The sequence below is a fragment of the Flavobacterium amnicola genome (genome assembly GCF_004122165.1).
GTDB classification, from domain to species: Bacteria; Bacteroidota; Bacteroidia; order Flavobacteriales; family Flavobacteriaceae; genus Flavobacterium; species Flavobacterium amnicola.
Genome location: NZ_SBKO01000003.1, coordinates 16,989 through 33,991, shown reverse-complemented (window position 1 = coordinate 33,991; position 17,003 = coordinate 16,989). Strand labels below are relative to the sequence as shown.

General features: G+C 34.8%; 15 protein-coding genes. 10 read left to right on the top strand and 5 right to left on the bottom strand.

Annotated elements, in window-relative coordinates; translation table 11 throughout:
* Positions 1-3: 3 nt before the first annotated feature.
* Positions 4-1,011, bottom strand: a complete 1,008-nt coding sequence (locus tag EQG63_RS08435; RefSeq protein WP_129435936.1) for a 3-oxoacyl-ACP synthase III family protein — start codon at positions 1,009-1,011, stop codon at positions 4-6.
* Positions 1,012-1,147: 136 nt separating this feature from the next.
* Between EQG63_RS08435 and EQG63_RS08430 the strand changes: the two genes are divergently transcribed.
* The gene (locus EQG63_RS08430; protein ID WP_129435935.1) at positions 1,148-1,921 is read left to right on the top strand and encodes a sulfite exporter TauE/SafE family protein; all 774 of its coding nucleotides are present in this window, start codon (positions 1,148-1,150) and stop codon (positions 1,919-1,921) included.
* Between the two features lie 66 nt (positions 1,922-1,987).
* Positions 1,988-4,402: a S9 family peptidase gene (locus EQG63_RS08425; RefSeq protein WP_129435934.1), complete on the top strand. Its 2,415-nt coding sequence runs from the start codon at positions 1,988-1,990 to the stop codon at positions 4,400-4,402.
* A 32-nt stretch (positions 4,403-4,434) separates the two neighbouring features.
* Here the strand turns inward: EQG63_RS08425 and EQG63_RS08420 are convergent, their stop codons facing one another.
* The 3 genes from EQG63_RS08420 to EQG63_RS08410 all read right to left on the bottom strand — a co-directional run bounded on the left by EQG63_RS08420 (position 4,435) and on the right by EQG63_RS08410 (position 6,641).
* A complete protein-coding gene (locus EQG63_RS08420) occupies positions 4,435-5,370 on the bottom strand; it encodes an ABC transporter ATP-binding protein (protein ID WP_129435933.1) in 936 nt (311 codons plus the stop codon).
* Positions 5,371-5,458: 88 nt separating this feature from the next.
* On the bottom strand, positions 5,459-6,154 hold the full coding sequence (locus tag EQG63_RS08415) for an OmpA family protein (RefSeq protein ID WP_129435932.1): 696 nt from the start codon (positions 6,152-6,154) through the stop codon (positions 5,459-5,461).
* A gap of 1 nt (position 6,155) precedes the next feature.
* Positions 6,156-6,641 (bottom strand): lipocalin family protein, encoded by a 486-nt coding sequence (locus EQG63_RS08410; protein WP_129435931.1) that lies wholly within the window; start codon positions 6,639-6,641, stop codon positions 6,156-6,158.
* 155 nt (positions 6,642-6,796) lie between these two features.
* On the opposite strand from EQG63_RS08410, the gene htpG reads away from it, so the two are divergent.
* Positions 6,797-8,695, top strand: a complete 1,899-nt coding sequence (htpG, locus tag EQG63_RS08405; RefSeq protein WP_129435930.1) for a molecular chaperone HtpG — start codon at positions 6,797-6,799, stop codon at positions 8,693-8,695.
* Positions 8,696-8,743: 48 nt separating this feature from the next.
* On the opposite strand, the gene EQG63_RS08400 is transcribed toward htpG, so the two are convergent.
* A complete protein-coding gene (locus EQG63_RS08400; protein WP_129435929.1) occupies positions 8,744-10,891 on the bottom strand; it encodes a TonB-dependent receptor domain-containing protein in 2,148 nt (715 codons plus the stop codon).
* Positions 10,892-10,992: 101 nt separating this feature from the next.
* Between EQG63_RS08400 and EQG63_RS08395 the strand changes: the two genes are divergently transcribed.
* The 7 genes from EQG63_RS08395 to aqpZ all read left to right on the top strand — a co-directional run bounded on the left by EQG63_RS08395 (position 10,993) and on the right by aqpZ (position 16,966).
* On the top strand, positions 10,993-11,391 hold the full coding sequence (locus EQG63_RS08395; protein ID WP_129435928.1) for an iron chaperone: 399 nt from the start codon (positions 10,993-10,995) through the stop codon (positions 11,389-11,391).
* 12 nt (positions 11,392-11,403) lie between these two features.
* Entirely contained in the window at positions 11,404-12,195 is a 792-nt protein-coding gene (locus EQG63_RS08390) for a hypothetical protein (protein ID WP_129435927.1), read from the top strand.
* A gap of 90 nt (positions 12,196-12,285) precedes the next feature.
* Complete coding sequence (locus EQG63_RS08385; protein ID WP_129435926.1) at positions 12,286-13,671, top strand: DUF1800 domain-containing protein; 1,386 nt, start codon at positions 12,286-12,288, stop codon at positions 13,669-13,671.
* Between the two features lie 10 nt (positions 13,672-13,681).
* Entirely contained in the window at positions 13,682-14,848 is a 1,167-nt protein-coding gene (locus EQG63_RS08380; RefSeq protein ID WP_129435925.1) for a DUF1501 domain-containing protein, read from the top strand.
* A gap of 72 nt (positions 14,849-14,920) precedes the next feature.
* Complete coding sequence (locus EQG63_RS08375; protein WP_129435924.1) at positions 14,921-15,832, top strand: EamA family transporter; 912 nt, start codon at positions 14,921-14,923, stop codon at positions 15,830-15,832.
* Between the two features lie 56 nt (positions 15,833-15,888).
* Positions 15,889-16,245 carry a DoxX family protein gene (locus tag EQG63_RS08370; RefSeq protein ID WP_129435923.1) on the top strand — a complete coding sequence of 119 codons (357 nt, stop codon included), beginning with the start codon at positions 15,889-15,891 and terminating at the stop codon, positions 16,243-16,245.
* A gap of 19 nt (positions 16,246-16,264) precedes the next feature.
* A complete protein-coding gene (aqpZ, locus tag EQG63_RS08365; RefSeq protein ID WP_129435922.1) occupies positions 16,265-16,966 on the top strand; it encodes an aquaporin Z in 702 nt (233 codons plus the stop codon).
* Positions 16,967-17,003 lie beyond the last annotated feature (37 nt).

Below are 17,003 nucleotides of genomic sequence, written 5' to 3'. Positions count from 1 at the left end.
CAATTACCACTTAATAATCACACTTCCCCAAGTAAATCCAGAACCAAAAGCCGCTAAAACAACTGTGTCACCTTCTTTAATTTTTCCTTTTTCCCAGGCTTCTGTCAAAGCAATTGGAATAGATGCTGCGGTCGTATTACCGTAATCCATGATATTGTTATAGACTTGGTCATCGCTTAATTGAAATTTCTGCTGAATAAATTGTGAAATTCTCAAATTCGCTTGATGCGGAATTAACATATCGATATCAGAAACTTGCAAATTATTCGCTTGCAAACCTTCATTAATCACTTCACTAAAACGAACTACTGCGTTTTTAAACACAAACTGTCCGTTCATGTAAGGATAGTAACTTTCATCCTCCGGATTATTATCGGCAATAATATCCGTAACCCAACGTTGCCCCATTCCCGGTGCTTTCACGATTAATTCTTCCGCATGTTGTCCTTCAGAATGCAAGTGGGTTGATAAAATTCCTTTGGTCAAATCTTCCTCACGAGACAAAACAGCTGCTCCTGCACCATCACCAAAAATTACGGAAACACCACGTCCGCGAGTCGTCATATCTAAACCTGTGGAGTGTACTTCTGAACCAATGACCAAAATGTTTTTATACATTCCAGTTTTAATATATTGATCGGCAATCGAAACCGCATACACAAATCCAGAACATTGATTTCTTACATCTAAAGCTCCAACCGTTTTTAACCCTAAATCTCTTTGAACCAATACACCTGGTCCTGGAAAATAATAATCGGGAGATAACGTAGCAAAAATCACGAAATCAATATCCTCTTTCGCTAAGCCTGAACGTTCAATGGCTATTTCAGCAGCTTTAACACCCATAGATGTGGTAGTATCCTCACCTCTTATAATGTGTCTTCTTCTTTGAATACCGGTACGCTCTTGAATCCATTCATCGGTAGTATCAATTTTTTTTGATAAATCATCATTCGTTACAATATTATCGGGAACATAAAAACCTAAACCAGTTATTTTAGAATGGTACATATTTTACTTTTAAATTAAAATTGAGTGTGCAAATTTACATTTACTGCAAAATTTAACAATACAAATTACACAATTTTTCTGAATTGACAATTTCAATATTGCTTATCTTTGGAAATAGGAATTGAAAAACTCAAAAATGGAGTATATAATTATTTGTCTCGTGGCACTTATTGGCGCTGGGTTGACTTTATTTTCAGGATTTGGATTAGGAACATTGTTACTTCCGGTCTTCGGATTGTTCTTTCCAATTGAAATAGCGGTAGTATTGACAGCCATGGTGCATTTTATGAATAATATTTTCAAATTTTTTCTGTTTGGAAAAAACGCAGATAAAACCATCATTCTCAAATTCGGAATTCCGGCCATACTCTTTTCATTTGCTGGCGCTTATGTACTACAAACACTTACGGATAGCAACCCAATTACAACATATGAAATCGGAAACAAAACCTTCCAGATCACTCCTTTAAAACTAATCATCGGCTTTTTATTAATTGCTTTTGCCTTGTTTGATTTTATTCCGAAATTCAAAAAATTAGAATTTGACAAAAAATACCTTTCCATAGGTGGCATATTGAGTGGCTTTTTCGGAGGATTATCAGGTCATCAAGGGGCCTTGCGAAGTGCCTTTCTAATTCGAGCGGGGCTTTCTAAAGAAACGTTCATCGCCACGGGTGTTGTTATTGCTTGTTTGATAGATGTCACCCGATTGAGCGTGTATTTACCCAAAATAATGAACAACGAAGTCCATTTGGATTACAAACTAGTAGGATTTGCCACTTTATCGGCGTTTATCGGCGTTTATTTTGGCACTAAACTACTTCAAAAAACAACAATTTCTGTCATGCAAAACATTGTGGCAGTGTTGTTGTTAACGTATGGCGTTTTATTGATTTTGGGTATTATATAAATCTTTGTTAAAAATTATTTTAAGTATTTACGCTGAGTTATTTTTACACTACAAACTAATTTAACTATGAAAAAATTATTTATTTCTGCATCGTTCCTGTTTATAGGTTTGATGGGATTTAGTCAAGAGAATGTAACGTATCAAAAACCCTCTTCTGAAATTTTGGTCCTTGCCGATTATGAAAGAGCTCCTTCCGTATTGATGGATACAAAAAAAGAGTACATGATTTTAACCTATCGTAGTACTTATAAAACGCTAAGTGATTTAAACCAGGAAGAAATGCGATTGGGTGGACTTCGAATTAATCCCGTTACCAATATTTCAAGTACGTTAACGTATATCAACAACATAAAAGTTAGAAAAATAAAAGACAAAAATGAAATTCAAGTCAGTGGCTTACCTCAAAATCCGAATATTGCTTATTTGAGTTGGGCGCCAGATGAAACAAAAGCAGCTTTTACTAATACTACTTCAAAAGGTGTTGAATTATGGGTATTAGACATTCCAACAGCTACCGCTAAGAAATTAACCGAGGATAATTTAAATGCAAATTCTGGTAGTCCATTTTCATGGTATCGTGACGGAAAAAGTATTTTAGTGAAAGCCCTTCTGAAAAATAGAGCGACTTTAATCGATACTAAAAAAGATTTACCCAATGGACCAACCGTTTCAATGGGTGAAGGAAAAACCTCTTCCAACAGAACTTTTCAGGATTTATTAAAAAATCCAACCGATGAGATTAATTTTGAAAACTTAATCACTTCCGAATTATACAAGGTAAACCTTGATGGCACTTCAACTTTATTTAAAAAAGCCGATTCTTATATTGGAGAGTCATTTTCTCCTGACGGCAATTACCTGCTAATAAATGTTTTAAAGAAACCATTTTCTTATATTGTCCCTTACGGTAGATTTCCCATCACAACAGAAGTCTATGATTTAAATGCAAATCTTGTAAAAGTAGTAAACGAATCACCGTTAACTGAAATTATGCCAAAAGGTTTTATGGCTGTAAAAAAAGGGAAACGTAATATTTCATGGAGAAATGACGAACCAGCTACTTTGTATTATGTAGAAGCTTTAGACGGCGGTGATCCAGCAACTAAAGTCGATTACAGAGATGAAATATCGTTATGGAAAGCTCCTTTTAGCGAAAAACCAGTTGTAATTTTAAAAACACCACAACGTTTTTCTGGCATTTTTTGGGGAAATCAATCCATAGCGATTGCCTATGACAATTGGTACGATACCCGTAATATAAAAACGTATTTATTCAATCCTTCAAATCCTGCAGAAGCGCCTAAGGTTATTTCAGACAGGAATCAACAAGATATTTATACTGATCCAGGTACCTTTGAAACAAAACGAAACCAGTACGGAAGAAATGTATTAGCCATTGAGAACAACAATTTATATTTATTGGGAGAAGGTTTTACCAAAGAAGGACAATTCCCTTTTATAGATGAATTTAGTTTGGCTACTTTAAAAACGAAACGTTTGTACCAAAGTGCCTTTAAAAACAAAAAAGAGGACATCTTTTCTATAGAAGATTTCAAAAAAGGAGACGTTTTGGTGAGCATTCAATCGCCAACTGAATTTCCGAATTATTATTTCAGAAATATAAAATCGAAAGATAAACTTACTCCAATTACCAATTTCAAAAATCCATTTGAAAGCATTAAAAACGTTTACAAAGAAGTAATTAAATACAAACGTAAAGATGGTGTAGAATTATCGGGAACTTTATACCTTCCAGCAGGTTATGATAGAGTCACAAAAAAAGAAAAACTTCCATTATTGATTTGGGCGTACCCAGCAGAATTTAAAGACAAAAATTCAGCGGGACAAAACAATAAAAATCCAAACGAGTTTACGTTTCCTAACTACGGTTCATTTATATACTGGGTAACGAAAGGATATGCTGTTCTTGATGATGCTTCTTTCCCGATTATTGGAGAAGGAAAAACAGAACCTAATGACACATTCATCACACAATTAGTGTCTAACGGAGAAGCTGCCATCGATGCTATCGATAATTTAGGTTATATTAACCGAAAAAAAGTAGCTGTTGGAGGTCATTCTTATGGTGCATTTATGACAGCTAACTTATTAACGCATTCTAATTTATTTGCTTGTGGTATCGCTAGAAGTGGCGCCTACAATAGAACATTAACACCGTTCGGATTTCAAAGTGAGCAACGTAATTATTGGGAAGCAACTGAAGTATACAATACCATGTCTCCTTTTATGAATGCCGAAAAAATGAAAACTCCTTTACTGTTAGTTCATGGTGAAGCAGATAACAATCCGGGTACTTTTACCTTACAAACGGAGCGTTATTTTCAAGCCTTAAAAGGGTTGGGCGCCCCAGTGAGAATGGTAATTTTACCAAAAGAATCACACGGATATGCGGCAAAAGAAAACATATTTCACTTGCTGTGGGAACAAGACCAATTCCTTCAAAAGTATCTAAAAAATTAATAAAAAAAGAGGCTCAAATTGAGCCTCTTTTTTTATACTTGTACTTCCAAATTCACATCTAAGTGCAAATCTAATTCGGTTGCATGCTCAAAAAACAAAGGTTTTCCGTTGAAAGCCGATTTTATTAAATAAAAACTTCCTTTAAAATAGCATTGCTTTACAGTAACTTTTAATGTTCCTTTTTCGGAAACTTTCAATTGATGTGGGTACAACAAAACCGTTTCGGATTCTCCTTCCTTTTGAATGACCAATTCGTTGACTTCCCCAAATAAAGACGCAATATATTTTGATTTTGGATTGCTATAAATTTGCATTGATGGTGCTTTAACTACTAATTCTCCATCGTGTAACACAATTGTTTCATCAGCAAACGACAAAGCATCGGTACTGTCATGAGTCGCCACCATCACTGTAATACCTCTAGCTTTTAAGTAGGCAAAAAGGTTTCGACGTAAAGCATTTTTCCTAAAATTATCAATATGACTGAAAGGTTCATCTAAAAGTAAAATCTCAGGTTCCACCGCCAAAACTCGAGCAATCGCCACCCGTTGTTGCTGTCCGCCACTTAAATACTTGGCTTTTACATCCGCATATTCGGTCATTTCGACCACTTCCAACAACTCGGCAATACGTTGTTGTTTTTGTTCCGGATAAAAATTCGATAAAAATTTTCCAACATTTTCCGCCACAGTGATATAGGGCATCAAATCAAAATCTTGTGCCAAATATTTTATAAAAGGCATTCCTGGAACCAAATGAAACTTCGGCCCAAGTACTTGTTCGTCATTCCAAAAAATGGTACCCTTATCAAGGTCGTACAACCCATAAATTAGTTTTAATAGGGTACTTTTTCCACAGCCACTTTCGCCTAAAACAGCAATATTTTGCCCTTTAAGGATTTCGAATTGAATGTTTTTGATAATTGTTTTTTCGGTATATCCAAAAGTGATGTTAGCAACCTGAAGCATTGTATTAAATTAGGGGTACAAAATTACGAAGAATAGGCATAAAAAAAGCTGTCACAACGGACAGCTTTTTGTTAAATTTTATAACGGATTATTGTCCAGCTTCTTTTTTTGCGTCTTGAATCATTTTATCATTTGCAGTAATAGCAAATTCAACACGACGGTTTTCCGCGCGACCCGCATCGGTATCGTTACTAGCAATCGGATCAACTTCACCCATACCTTGTGTTACAAAGCGAGAACCATTTAATCCTTTAGCATCCAAATATCCTTTTACTGCCGAAGCTCTTTGATTTGATAAATTTAAATTATAATCATCGGCTCCTTTAGAATCGGTATATCCGTAAATTTTAATATCTGTATCGGGATACTCTTTGAATACAGGCACCAGTTTATCTAAATTGGCTTTCGCTTTTGAGGTTAACGTCGCTTTATTAAAATCGAAATTTACTGAGTTTTCCCCTAAAGTCAATTTAATTCCTTCCCCTACTCGTTCTACTTTTGCTCCAGGAAGGGACTCGCTAATTTTACGCGCTTGACGGTCCATTTTATTTCCAATAACACCACCAGCAACACCACCAACGACACCACCAAGTACTGCTCCTAATGCACCATTTCCACCTTTACCAATGTTATTTCCTAAAACACCTCCTAAAACAGCACCTCCAACAGCGCCAATAACAGCACCACGTTGTGTATTATTTGAATTTTTTACTGCTTCACAGCTCGAAAGAATACTTCCTAACAAAAAAGTTACCGAAAGTATGTGTATACATGTTTTTTTCATCTTACTTAGAATTATTTTTTTTGAATTGATAAACCACTTTTGCTTTGTTATTACCAACCTGAACAACATCTGTCAGTTGAAATGACTCTAATGTTTGATTGCCTAAAGCTAAAATATAACCTGAAGTTACTTTTCTTGCTTTATCACCCTCATTTAAAAATTTAAGAACCACTTGTTGCTCTTTGGTCACATACCATTTAAAATCGGAAGCATACGCTGGACAACCTGATTTTGTTAATGCCATTTTTCCTGTGTCGTTGTTCGACACAAATTCCCATGTACTACCTTCAAAACATTTGGCATCTGCTACTTCAAAAGAAGTTACCTTAAAATACTCTGAACCTGGAAATGAAACGGATGTCAACGTCCAACTTCCTTTCATTGCTACCTGTGATTTTCTGTCTACAGTAGTAGAAACAAGCTGTTGCTTTGGTTTACAAGAAACAATCACCCCTAGTAATCCCAATACTAAAATTAGTTTTTTCATTTTATTATTTTTTATGTTTGACTAGTTTACAATAGTCATGCCAATTTACGAAAAATTAACAAGAAAATAAAGCAATTTCAAGTCAATTTGTCACTTTTTACATTTTGGTATTTCTTTTGACTGAATCTAGAAAACATAAACTAAAATTAAATACTATGACAACAGGAAAAATTAATGTTTCGGTAGAAAACATCTTTCCCTTAATCAAGAAATTTTTATATAGCGATCACGAGATTTTCCTACGTGAGCTAGTTTCTAATGCGACCGATGCAACTTTAAAATTAAAGCATTTGACCAGTATTGGTGAAGCTAAAGTAGACTATGGTAATCCGAAAATCGAAGTAAAAATCGATAAAGAAGGGAAAAAACTACACATTATCGACCAAGGTTTGGGTATGACTGCTGAGGAAGTGGAAAAATACATCAATCAAGTCGCTTTTTCAGGGGCGGAAGAGTTCTTGGAAAAATACAAAGACTCCGCTAAAGATTCTGGAATTATTGGTCATTTCGGATTAGGATTTTATTCGGCATTTATGGTAGCTGAAAAAGTTGAAATCATCACTAAATCCTTTAAAGACGAACCAGCAGCACATTGGACCTGTGATGGAAGTCCAGAATTTACGTTAGAGCCTCACACTAAAACAGATCGAGGCACTGAAATCGTCCTTCATATTGCTGACGATTCATTAGAATTCTTAGAAGAGTACAAAATAAATCAGTTGTTGACCAAATACAACAAATTTATGCCTGTGCCGATTAAGTTTGGTACTCGAAAAGAAAAAATCGAACAGAAAAAAGGAGAATTTGTTGAAGCGGAAGACAAAGACAATATTTTCACAGAAGTGGAAGTAGACAACATTATCAATAATCCGAATCCAGCGTGGACAAAAGCACCTACCGAATTGAACGATGAGGATTACAAGAACTTTTACCGCGAATTGTACCCAATGCAATTTGACGAACCATTATTCAACATTCATTTAAATGTCGATTATCCTTTCAATTTGACGGGTATTTTATACTTCCCTAAATTGGGTGATAACATTCAAATTCAGAAAGATAAAATTCAATTGTTCCAAAATCAGGTCTATGTAACTGATAATGTGGAAGGCATTGTTCCGGAATTCTTAATGATGTTAAAAGGAGTCGTTGATTCGCCGGATATTCCATTAAATGTATCGCGTTCGTACTTACAAGCCGATGGAAATGTGAAAAAGATTTCGAATTATATTACTCGAAAAGTTTCCGACAAATTAAAATCGCTATTCAACGAAAATCGTGAAGATTTTGAGAAAAAATGGAACGATATTAAAATTGTATTGGAATACGGAATGTTATCGGAACCAAAATTCTATGAAAAAGCAGGTGATTTTGTATTGTATCCAACTACCGACGGAAAATATTACACATTAACGGAATTAAAAGAAGCTATTGCCCCAACACAAACCGACACAAACGGAAAAACGGTGGTTTTATATGCTTCCAACAATGAAGCACAGCACAGTTATATCGACATTGCTACAGCCAAAGGCTATCAGGTTATTTTATTGGATTCTCCAATTGTTTCGCATTTGATTCAGAAATTAGAAGCAGATAACGAAAACTTAGTATTTGCTCGTGTAGATGCCGATCATATTGACAAATTAATTCAGAAAGAAGAAACACAAATCTCAAAACTTTCGGAAGAAGAAAAAGAGAAATTAAAAGGAAGTATTGAAACGGTTGTTCCTAAAGAAAATTATAGTGTGCAACTGGAAGCCTTAGAAAGCACCTCTGCGCCGTTTATGATCACGCAACCAGAATTTATGCGTCGTATGAAAGAAATGAGTGCTACAAGTGGGGGCGGAATGTTCGGAATGAGCCATTTTCCAGAGATGTACAATTTGGTGGTTAACACCAATTCAGAATTGGCATCAACCATTTTAAACAGCTCAGAAGATGCTCAAAAGGAATTGGTCAAACAAGCCCTAGATTTGGCCAAACTTTCTCAAGGATTGCTAAAAGGAGAAGAATTGACATCCTTTGTAAAACGCAGTTTTGAAACGTTGAAGTAAAACCAAATAAAAAACCTGTCAGATAGTTTCCCTGACAGGTTTTTTTTATTAATTCCCAATTACATTTCCATTGTCCTCTTTCTTTTCTTTATTTAAAAGATTTGGATCTTCTTTGGCTAATTTATTTTTAGTCGGGATTTTATAATTGACTGTAAATCCGAAACGTCTCGTATCACTTTTATTACTTGCATATATTGGTGTTTCGAATGATTGAAATACGGAGCGATTCGTATTTAGAATATCATCAAAATTGACAGAAACCGTTAATTGATCACCTAAAAATTTCTTTGAAAAACTGGTATCTAAACTTTCTCCATAAGGTTTTTGTGTAACAAAATAATAAAAGTTTCCTTTAGCAGTAACATGACTATAATTTGTCACCCATTTTATCTCTTTTGGCAACACAACTTGAGACATCAAGTTAACAATCCAATAGGGCTTCGTGTTTATATCTGGAATTTCATGTTTTTGCCTTCCAGCATAAACATATAGAAAATTAATTTTATCCGGATTTACACCTCCGTTCGACATTACTTTAACTGTCTCACTCATTCCTTTTGTAAAAAGCATATACGGAATTGGCATTCCTATATTGAAATTGTGGACTTTCAATTCTCGTACATTTATATTGGTGTTGGTAGTTTGATTGCCATCAACGGTCAAACGTTGTACCACTTGATTATTTCCTACGCTCATATTATAGCCCACAAAAATATAATCGAAAGCACTTACTTTTACTTCGTAATTATCAAAAATAGTAGGTTGTAACTGCGGATTTCCTTTTACAATAACATTTGGATTTGCATAAGTGGTGTTATTCGGATTTAAAGCACTTGTACTCGGTAAAGTAATTTTTTTATTATAATTCGCACTAAAAAAAACTTGTGGAATAAAATTATACTGCAAACTCGCATTAGGGAAAAAGCGATACTGTTGGAAAGGGGTTAATGAACCTGTATTTGTTTTTCCAGTAATGTCATAATCTTCTCCTCTACCTCCCACAGTAAAATCGAATTTTTTGTATTTGGTTTGAAATTCCAAATACGTAGAAGCTGTTCTTCTTCGATATTCTAAATTGGAAATTCCTTGGTTTTTGGTATCAAAATGAAGTTCTTCATATAATGTACCGAAGCTAATCTTCCCTTTTTCTAAAACTTTAATCGGTTGCGAATAATCGGCTTTAAAATTATATACTTTTTGTCCAGAAGCGTTATTTAAAACATTCGTATTCGAAATGTAAGAATTCAAACCAAAATCAACATCATTTTGACTGTAATTGAATCGGAAATCTAACTTTTTAGCCTTATCGGCAAATCGCTTTTGATAAGTAACTACAGCATCCTGACGCACATTCTTTGTATCACCTTTATCGGAAGTTTCAAAAATAGTATTGTCTCCTAACGTTCCGTAAGCATCTGTATAACTATTATTCTTATTATAAAACAAATCATAATTCAATAATAATCGATCATTTCCAAGATCAAAAGTCAATGCTGATTTTGTGAAAGTCCCGCGATTAATTCGGTCAGCTTCAGTATTAGACAAAACAGTCGTTAAATTGTTTTCTTTTTTAATGACACTCGACCATAACGCTCTTTCGGCATAATTTTGCCCCACATTAAACTGCCAACCAAAGTATTTATTTTTAGCATTCAACATTAAACTATTATTGGTTCTAACACGCAGATGATCATAAACAGTAAAATTAGTACTGTTTGTGTAGGTAGCGCTCAAATAATTCTTTGCTTTTTTATTGGTGATGATATTTAAAATGGCACCTCCAGAAGTGGCGGGAAATTCGGCTCCAGGATTGGTAATAATTTCGATTTTTTCTACCGAATTGGCAGGCATGCCTTCTAAAAAAGTAGTAAGTTCATTGGAAGAAATGTTTAATGGACGACCATCTAAAAAAACATCCAACTGCTTTCCTTGATACATCATCCCCGCTACTTCAGATGCGACAAGCCCTGGCAACTTTTTTACTCCTTCTAAAACTGATCCGGAATTTAAATAGGATTGGCTTGCAAATTCAAAAATGGTACGATCGGACTTTTGTTCGACCGCTTTTTTTTCCTTTACAATCGAAACTTCATTAAGCTGATTGGATTTTTCTTTGGTAGTTGTAGTACTTTCTTGCGCATTAGAAATGGATACTCCACTAAAAATGAGCGAAGTAGCTAAAATTATTTTTTTCATTAGTTTATTTAATTGCTCATAAGTGTTGAATTTATTAAAACTGTTACATTAAAATTGCAAAAAAAGTTAGTAAATTTGAGTGTATTCCTCAATTTAAAAATATGGAAAGAAGCACTCCAAAAAATGTTGACGATTATATTTCTTGGTTTCCAGAAGAAACTCAAAAATTATTAGTTGAGATACGAAATCTGATAAAAAAATATGCGCCTGAAGCAGAAGAAACTATAAGCTACAATATACCCGCCTATAAATTGCATGGAATTTTACTCTACTTTGCAGGTTATCAAAAACATGTCAGCATTTATCCTGCCCCTAGGGAGAATGCAATTTTTAAAGAAGAATTACAAAATTACAAAGGAGGAAAAGGAACCCTTCAGTTTCCATTAAACAAACCTCTACCTCATGATTTAATTCAGAGAATTATTGTTTTCCGAAAAGAAAAAAATGCTACCTCATTAAACCATTCAAAAAAGACAAAGTCTAATCATAAGAACCCCTAAAAACCACTCATTATGCGAAACTACTTTACTACCGTATTAATTGTTTTTGGAATGTCAATTTCATTGGGTCAAGAAAAAGATGCTCCCGAATTTGCTGGCGAAAACTTTAGCCTTGAAGGAGCATTAACGATGCTAAAAAAAGCAAGTACCATTGAAGAATTTGAACAATTAATAAACGACGAAAGAAATGATATTAATAATCTGGATTTAAATAACGACGGGAACATAGATTATATCACCGTAGAAGATGTTATTGAAAAAGACAGTCATGTTTTGGTCTTAACTGCTTTAGTTGGAGAAAACGAAAAGCAAGACATTGCTACCATTGTCATTGAAAAAACAGGAAACGAAGAAGCTCGTTTACAAATTTTTGGTGACGAAGATTTATATGCCGAAAACACCATTGCCGAACCATTTGAAACAAATGAAAAAATGGGTGCAGAAAAAGGACCTGCAATGCCTGAAATTATTACCAATCGTATAGTCGTTAATGTTTGGACGTGGCCAAGCGTTCGTTTTGTATTCGCTCCTGGCTATCAAGTTTGGATATCTCCCATACGATGGGCTGCATACCCTAGATGGTGGAAACCTTGGAGACCCATTCGTCATAGCCTTTTTATTGGACGTTGTCATGTGCATAAAGTGTATTTCCATCGTACACCAACTCGACGTGTAGTGGTTCATAAATCGTATAAAACCAGAAGACACACCTCAACAACAGTTGTCAAAAGTAAACGCGGCACAACCGTTATACACAAAGGTAGAGCTGGTAAAGTGAGAGCAGTTCATACTAGAAGAAGATAAACGAAAAACGTTCCAATTGCTGGAACGTTTTTTTTATTCAACACTTAAACCAAATCGTATTTCTGGAGTCTAATGATAAAACAAAAAGTTATGAATTCAAATTCTCTTTGGTCACTACGTTTGGGTTTTTCCAATTCACAGAGCGAACTAATTGCTGCTATCGGAATTGAAAAATTTTTAGAGCTTTCTTTTCAATCCAACTATGAAAAAGAAATACCGCGTTTTTTAGATGATAGTCCGAAGACCTTGGCCGAATTACGTGATAAACGCAAAACTTTAAAAGACGCTAATCCAGAAGAAGCAAAACAATTACTGATTAAAGAACTCCAAATTTCAAATCAAATGAAATCATGGTGGATCGCTAAAATGACAAGTGATAAATATCCACTTCGAGAAAAAATGACTTGTTTTTGGCACAATCATTTTGTGGCGACTTATCAAAAAGTGAAAGTAAATCACTGGATTTATCAGCACAATCAACTATTACGCGAAAATGCCTTTGGAAACTTTAAAGAACTCACCAAAAAAGTACTAAAAAGCAATGCAATGGTTCGCTATCTTGACAATGTAGACAATCGAAAAGATAAAATCAATGAAAATCTAAGTAGAGAACTTTTAGAACTATTTACACTTGGAATAGGCAATTATACTGAATCCGACATAAAAAATGGCGCGAAGGCATTGGCTGGATTGGGATTAGGCCAAAACGAAGCCATGTATCGTCCACAATTTGAAGACAACGATACCATAACCTATTTGGGACAAACGGGTGTTTTTAAAGCCGATGATTTAGTCGATATCATTTTTGAACAAAAAAACATTCCGTATTTCATTACTCAAAAAATTCTGAAATGGTTCATCGATGATAATCCCAAACAAGAATTGGTGACCTACTATGGTGATTATTTCCGTAAAGTCAATTTCGAAATCAAACCTTTATTACTCAAAATTTTCACAGAAGAATCTAAAAAAGATACCGCCGGATCTAAAATTAAAAATCCGTTAGAGTTTATACTACAAGTATTTTCTGAGTTAAATATTGATCTGCCAAATGACCAGATTTTAGTATTCTTTCTAAAAGAACAAGGTATGGATTTGTTTAATCAGCCCAATGTAAAAGGGTGGGAAGGTGGAAAAACATGGTTGACTTCCCAAATTTACATGCAACGTAATAATGTAGTCGATTTATTTTGTGCAGGAAAAACCATCAATCGGAAAATGTTCAAAACCGATGCAGGTGAAGCAAATAGGAGCACTCAAAATATAGCCGTTCAACTCGATTGGAAAAAAGGAACCAATAAAGAAATCATAAAGCAATTAACCAATCGTTTACTTTTTAGTGTGGATGAAACTACTCAAAAAGAGTTCGAAACTATTTTAAAATATGATTTTGATTCCGATGCTCAAAATGCCAAACAAGCGGTAATACGATTATTCAATGCCATCGTAAAAACACCCGAATTTCAGTTAATTTAATTCAGAAATCATGAACAGAAGAAATTTTTTATCGCTCACAGGAACACTTACAGGAGGAATGCTCCTACTTCCCGATTTTTTGTATGCTTATGGTTCACAACCCAACTTGATTATTGGAGAACAATGCTTAGTGTTTATTCAACTGAATGGTGGGAATGATGGCTTAAACACATTTGTCCCTTTTGATGATCCTAATTATTACTACAACCGACCAAAAATTGCGCTATCTAAAGACGATGTGATTGGTAAAAATAACGGCATGGCTTTTCATCCTGCTTTAAAAAGTTTGGCCCAAATTCAGCAAAACGGTGATTTAACAATCCTTCAAAATGTAGGATATCCGGAACCGAATCGATCGCATTTTCGCAGTCAAGAGATTTGGCAAACTGCAACATCATCCAATCAATATCTAAACGAAGGTTGGTTGGGCCGTTATCTTGATTTTCAATGTAAAGAACATACACCAACCGCTGGAATCAATATTGACAACATCGATAATTTGGCATTAAAAGGACAAGAACCGAATAGCATAACGGTTAAAGATCCTAACCGATTTAAAACAAAAAGTGATACGGATGAAAATGTAAAACTATCCAATAATCCGCAACTGGATTTTGTTCGAAAAATTGCCAATTCAGTAACCGAAGGCGCTGAAGAAATTCAAAAAGCCTTATCAAAAACAACACAAGAAATAAATTATCCCAAAACAGGCTTATCTAAAAATTTGGAATGGATTGCCCGTTTGATCAAAGGAAATTTAAACTCAAAAGTATACTACACTTCTTTGGGCGGATTTGATACGCACGACAATCAATTGGCTATTCATCAAAATAAGTTAACCGATTTAAACGATGCTGTTTTTTCGTTCTATTCTGATTTGAAAAAGGCAAATTTACTTCAAAATGTAACGATTGTCATTTTTTCAGAATTTGGAAGAAGAGTTAAAGACAATGGTAACGGGACCGATCATGGTACTGCCGCTCCGATGTTCATCATTGGCGGAAACAATAAAGGAAAAGTCGTCGGTAAAAATCCAGATTTAACCAATTTAGATAATGGTGATTTAAAATTCGAAACCGATTTCAGAAGTGTTTATGCAACACTTTTACAACAAAAATTGAATTTTGATTCTAGTAAAATTGGGATACAGAACAAACAATTAACAACTATTTTTTAAAAAAACCTGAAACTCATGGCCCTAAACTCATAACTATCTTTTATATTTGTCGGCTTTTTAAAAATGAAAAATATGGCAAATAATAGTGTATTAAAAGGAGTTTTTTTGGTTGGTTTAGGTGCAGCGAGTTATGGAATGTTGGCGACTTTTGTTAGACTAGCGTATAATGATAAAGGGATGACTGGATTGCCATTTACTCCAGCTGAAGTAATTAGTGCACAATTTATTTTAGGGATTTTAGTCGTTTTACTGATTAATGCTTTTCAAAAAGCGAAAAAGGGAACAGAAGTAGTTCAATCTACAAAAAAAGACATTATTCAACTAATGATTACCGGAACTTCTACCGGGTTAACCAGTATTTTTTATTATTTGGCAGTCAAATACATACCCGTATCTATTGGAATTGTATTATTGATGCAAACCGTATGGATGGGGCTTTTACTAGAAATTATTTTAGAAAAAAGAAGACCTTCCACTATAAAAATAGTCGCTGTGGGTATCGTTTTATTGGGTACCGTTTTAGCCACTAACATTCTTCAAAACCAAGTAGCATTAGATTGGAGAGGAATTGTATTAGGACTGTTGGCTGCTGCTTCGTTTACCACAACGATGTATAGCGCCAATAAAGTGGCCACTAACGTTTCCTCAGCGCAACGAAGTTTATATATGCTTTTAGGTGGATTTGTAATTGTTATTTTCTTTACTCTATTTACTCAAAATACGCCCTTCAACTATGACATCTTCTTCAAATGGGGAATCATTTTAGCACTTTTTGGAACCGTTATTCCTCCAATGCTTATGAATGCTGGATTTCCTCATACCGGAATTAGTTTAGGAAGTATTGTTGCCTCCTTAGAGTTGCCTGTTTCGGTTTCGATGGCATTTTTAATTCTGAATGAAACCGTAGTGTTTTCGCAATGGATCGGAATTGCTCTAATCATTTTTGCGATTGTCATTATGAACATTCAATTTTCAAAAAAATAATATTCTACTCCTTTTTATAATATTTTTTAGGTAAATTCGTAAGAAATAACTTCTTTATGAGTTTACCTTGGCATTTATATATAATGGCTTTGCTCTACTTTGTAGCGGGTATAAACCATTTCAGAAACCCCAGAATTTATCTAAAAATCATTCCGGCTTACCTACCCAATCCCAAATTAATTAATAGTTTGAGTGGTCTTGCAGAAATTATTTTAGCCATTGGATTATGTATTCCATTCACCTCAAAATTATCTGCTTGGGGAATAATAGCCTTGCTAATGGCCATATTTCCAGCAAATCTCTACATGTTACAAAATGAACAAGCCGCATTAAGATTACCCAAATGGGTACGATTGATTCGATTGCCCTTACAAGGAATTCTTATCTATTGGGCATTTATTTATACTTCGTAATAACTAAACTTAATAAACTATGAAAAAACTATTAGCAGAATCATTTGGAACCTTTTGGTTAGTATTTGGTGGTTGTGGAAGTGCTTTATTTGCTGCCGGCTACCCTGAATTAGGAATAGGATTTGCAGGCGTCGCACTTGCTTTTGGATTAACGGTATTAACAATGGCCTATGCTGTTGGACATATTTCTGGTGGTCATTTTAACCCTGCAGTGACTGTAGGATTATGGGCTGGCGGACGATTTCAAGGAAAAGACATTCCATCGTATATTGTAGCGCAATGTGTTGGGGCACTTGCCGCTGCGGGTTGCTTGTACACTATTTTACTGGGAAAAACAGGTTTTACAATGGACAATACCAAAGCAAGCGTTTTCGCTACAAATGGTTATGGAGCATTCTCTCCCGACGGATACAATATGGCATCTGTTTTTATAGCCGAATTTTTACTCACTATGTTTTTCCTAATCATCATTCTTGGTGCTACCGACCGCTTAGCGAATGGAAAATTTGCAGGAATTGCCATTGGATTAGGACTGACATTAATTCATTTAATCAGTATTCCGATATCCAATACTTCGGTAAACCCGGCACGTTCCTTATCACAAGCAATCTTTGCAGGCGGAATTCCTATGCAACAAGTTTGGGTGTTTTGGGTCGCTCCTATTTTTGGGGCTATCATTGGTGGTTGGATGTATACCTATATTCTTCAAAAGAAAAATTAAACCCATTTTATATAACGAAAAAGCGATAGAATTTCTA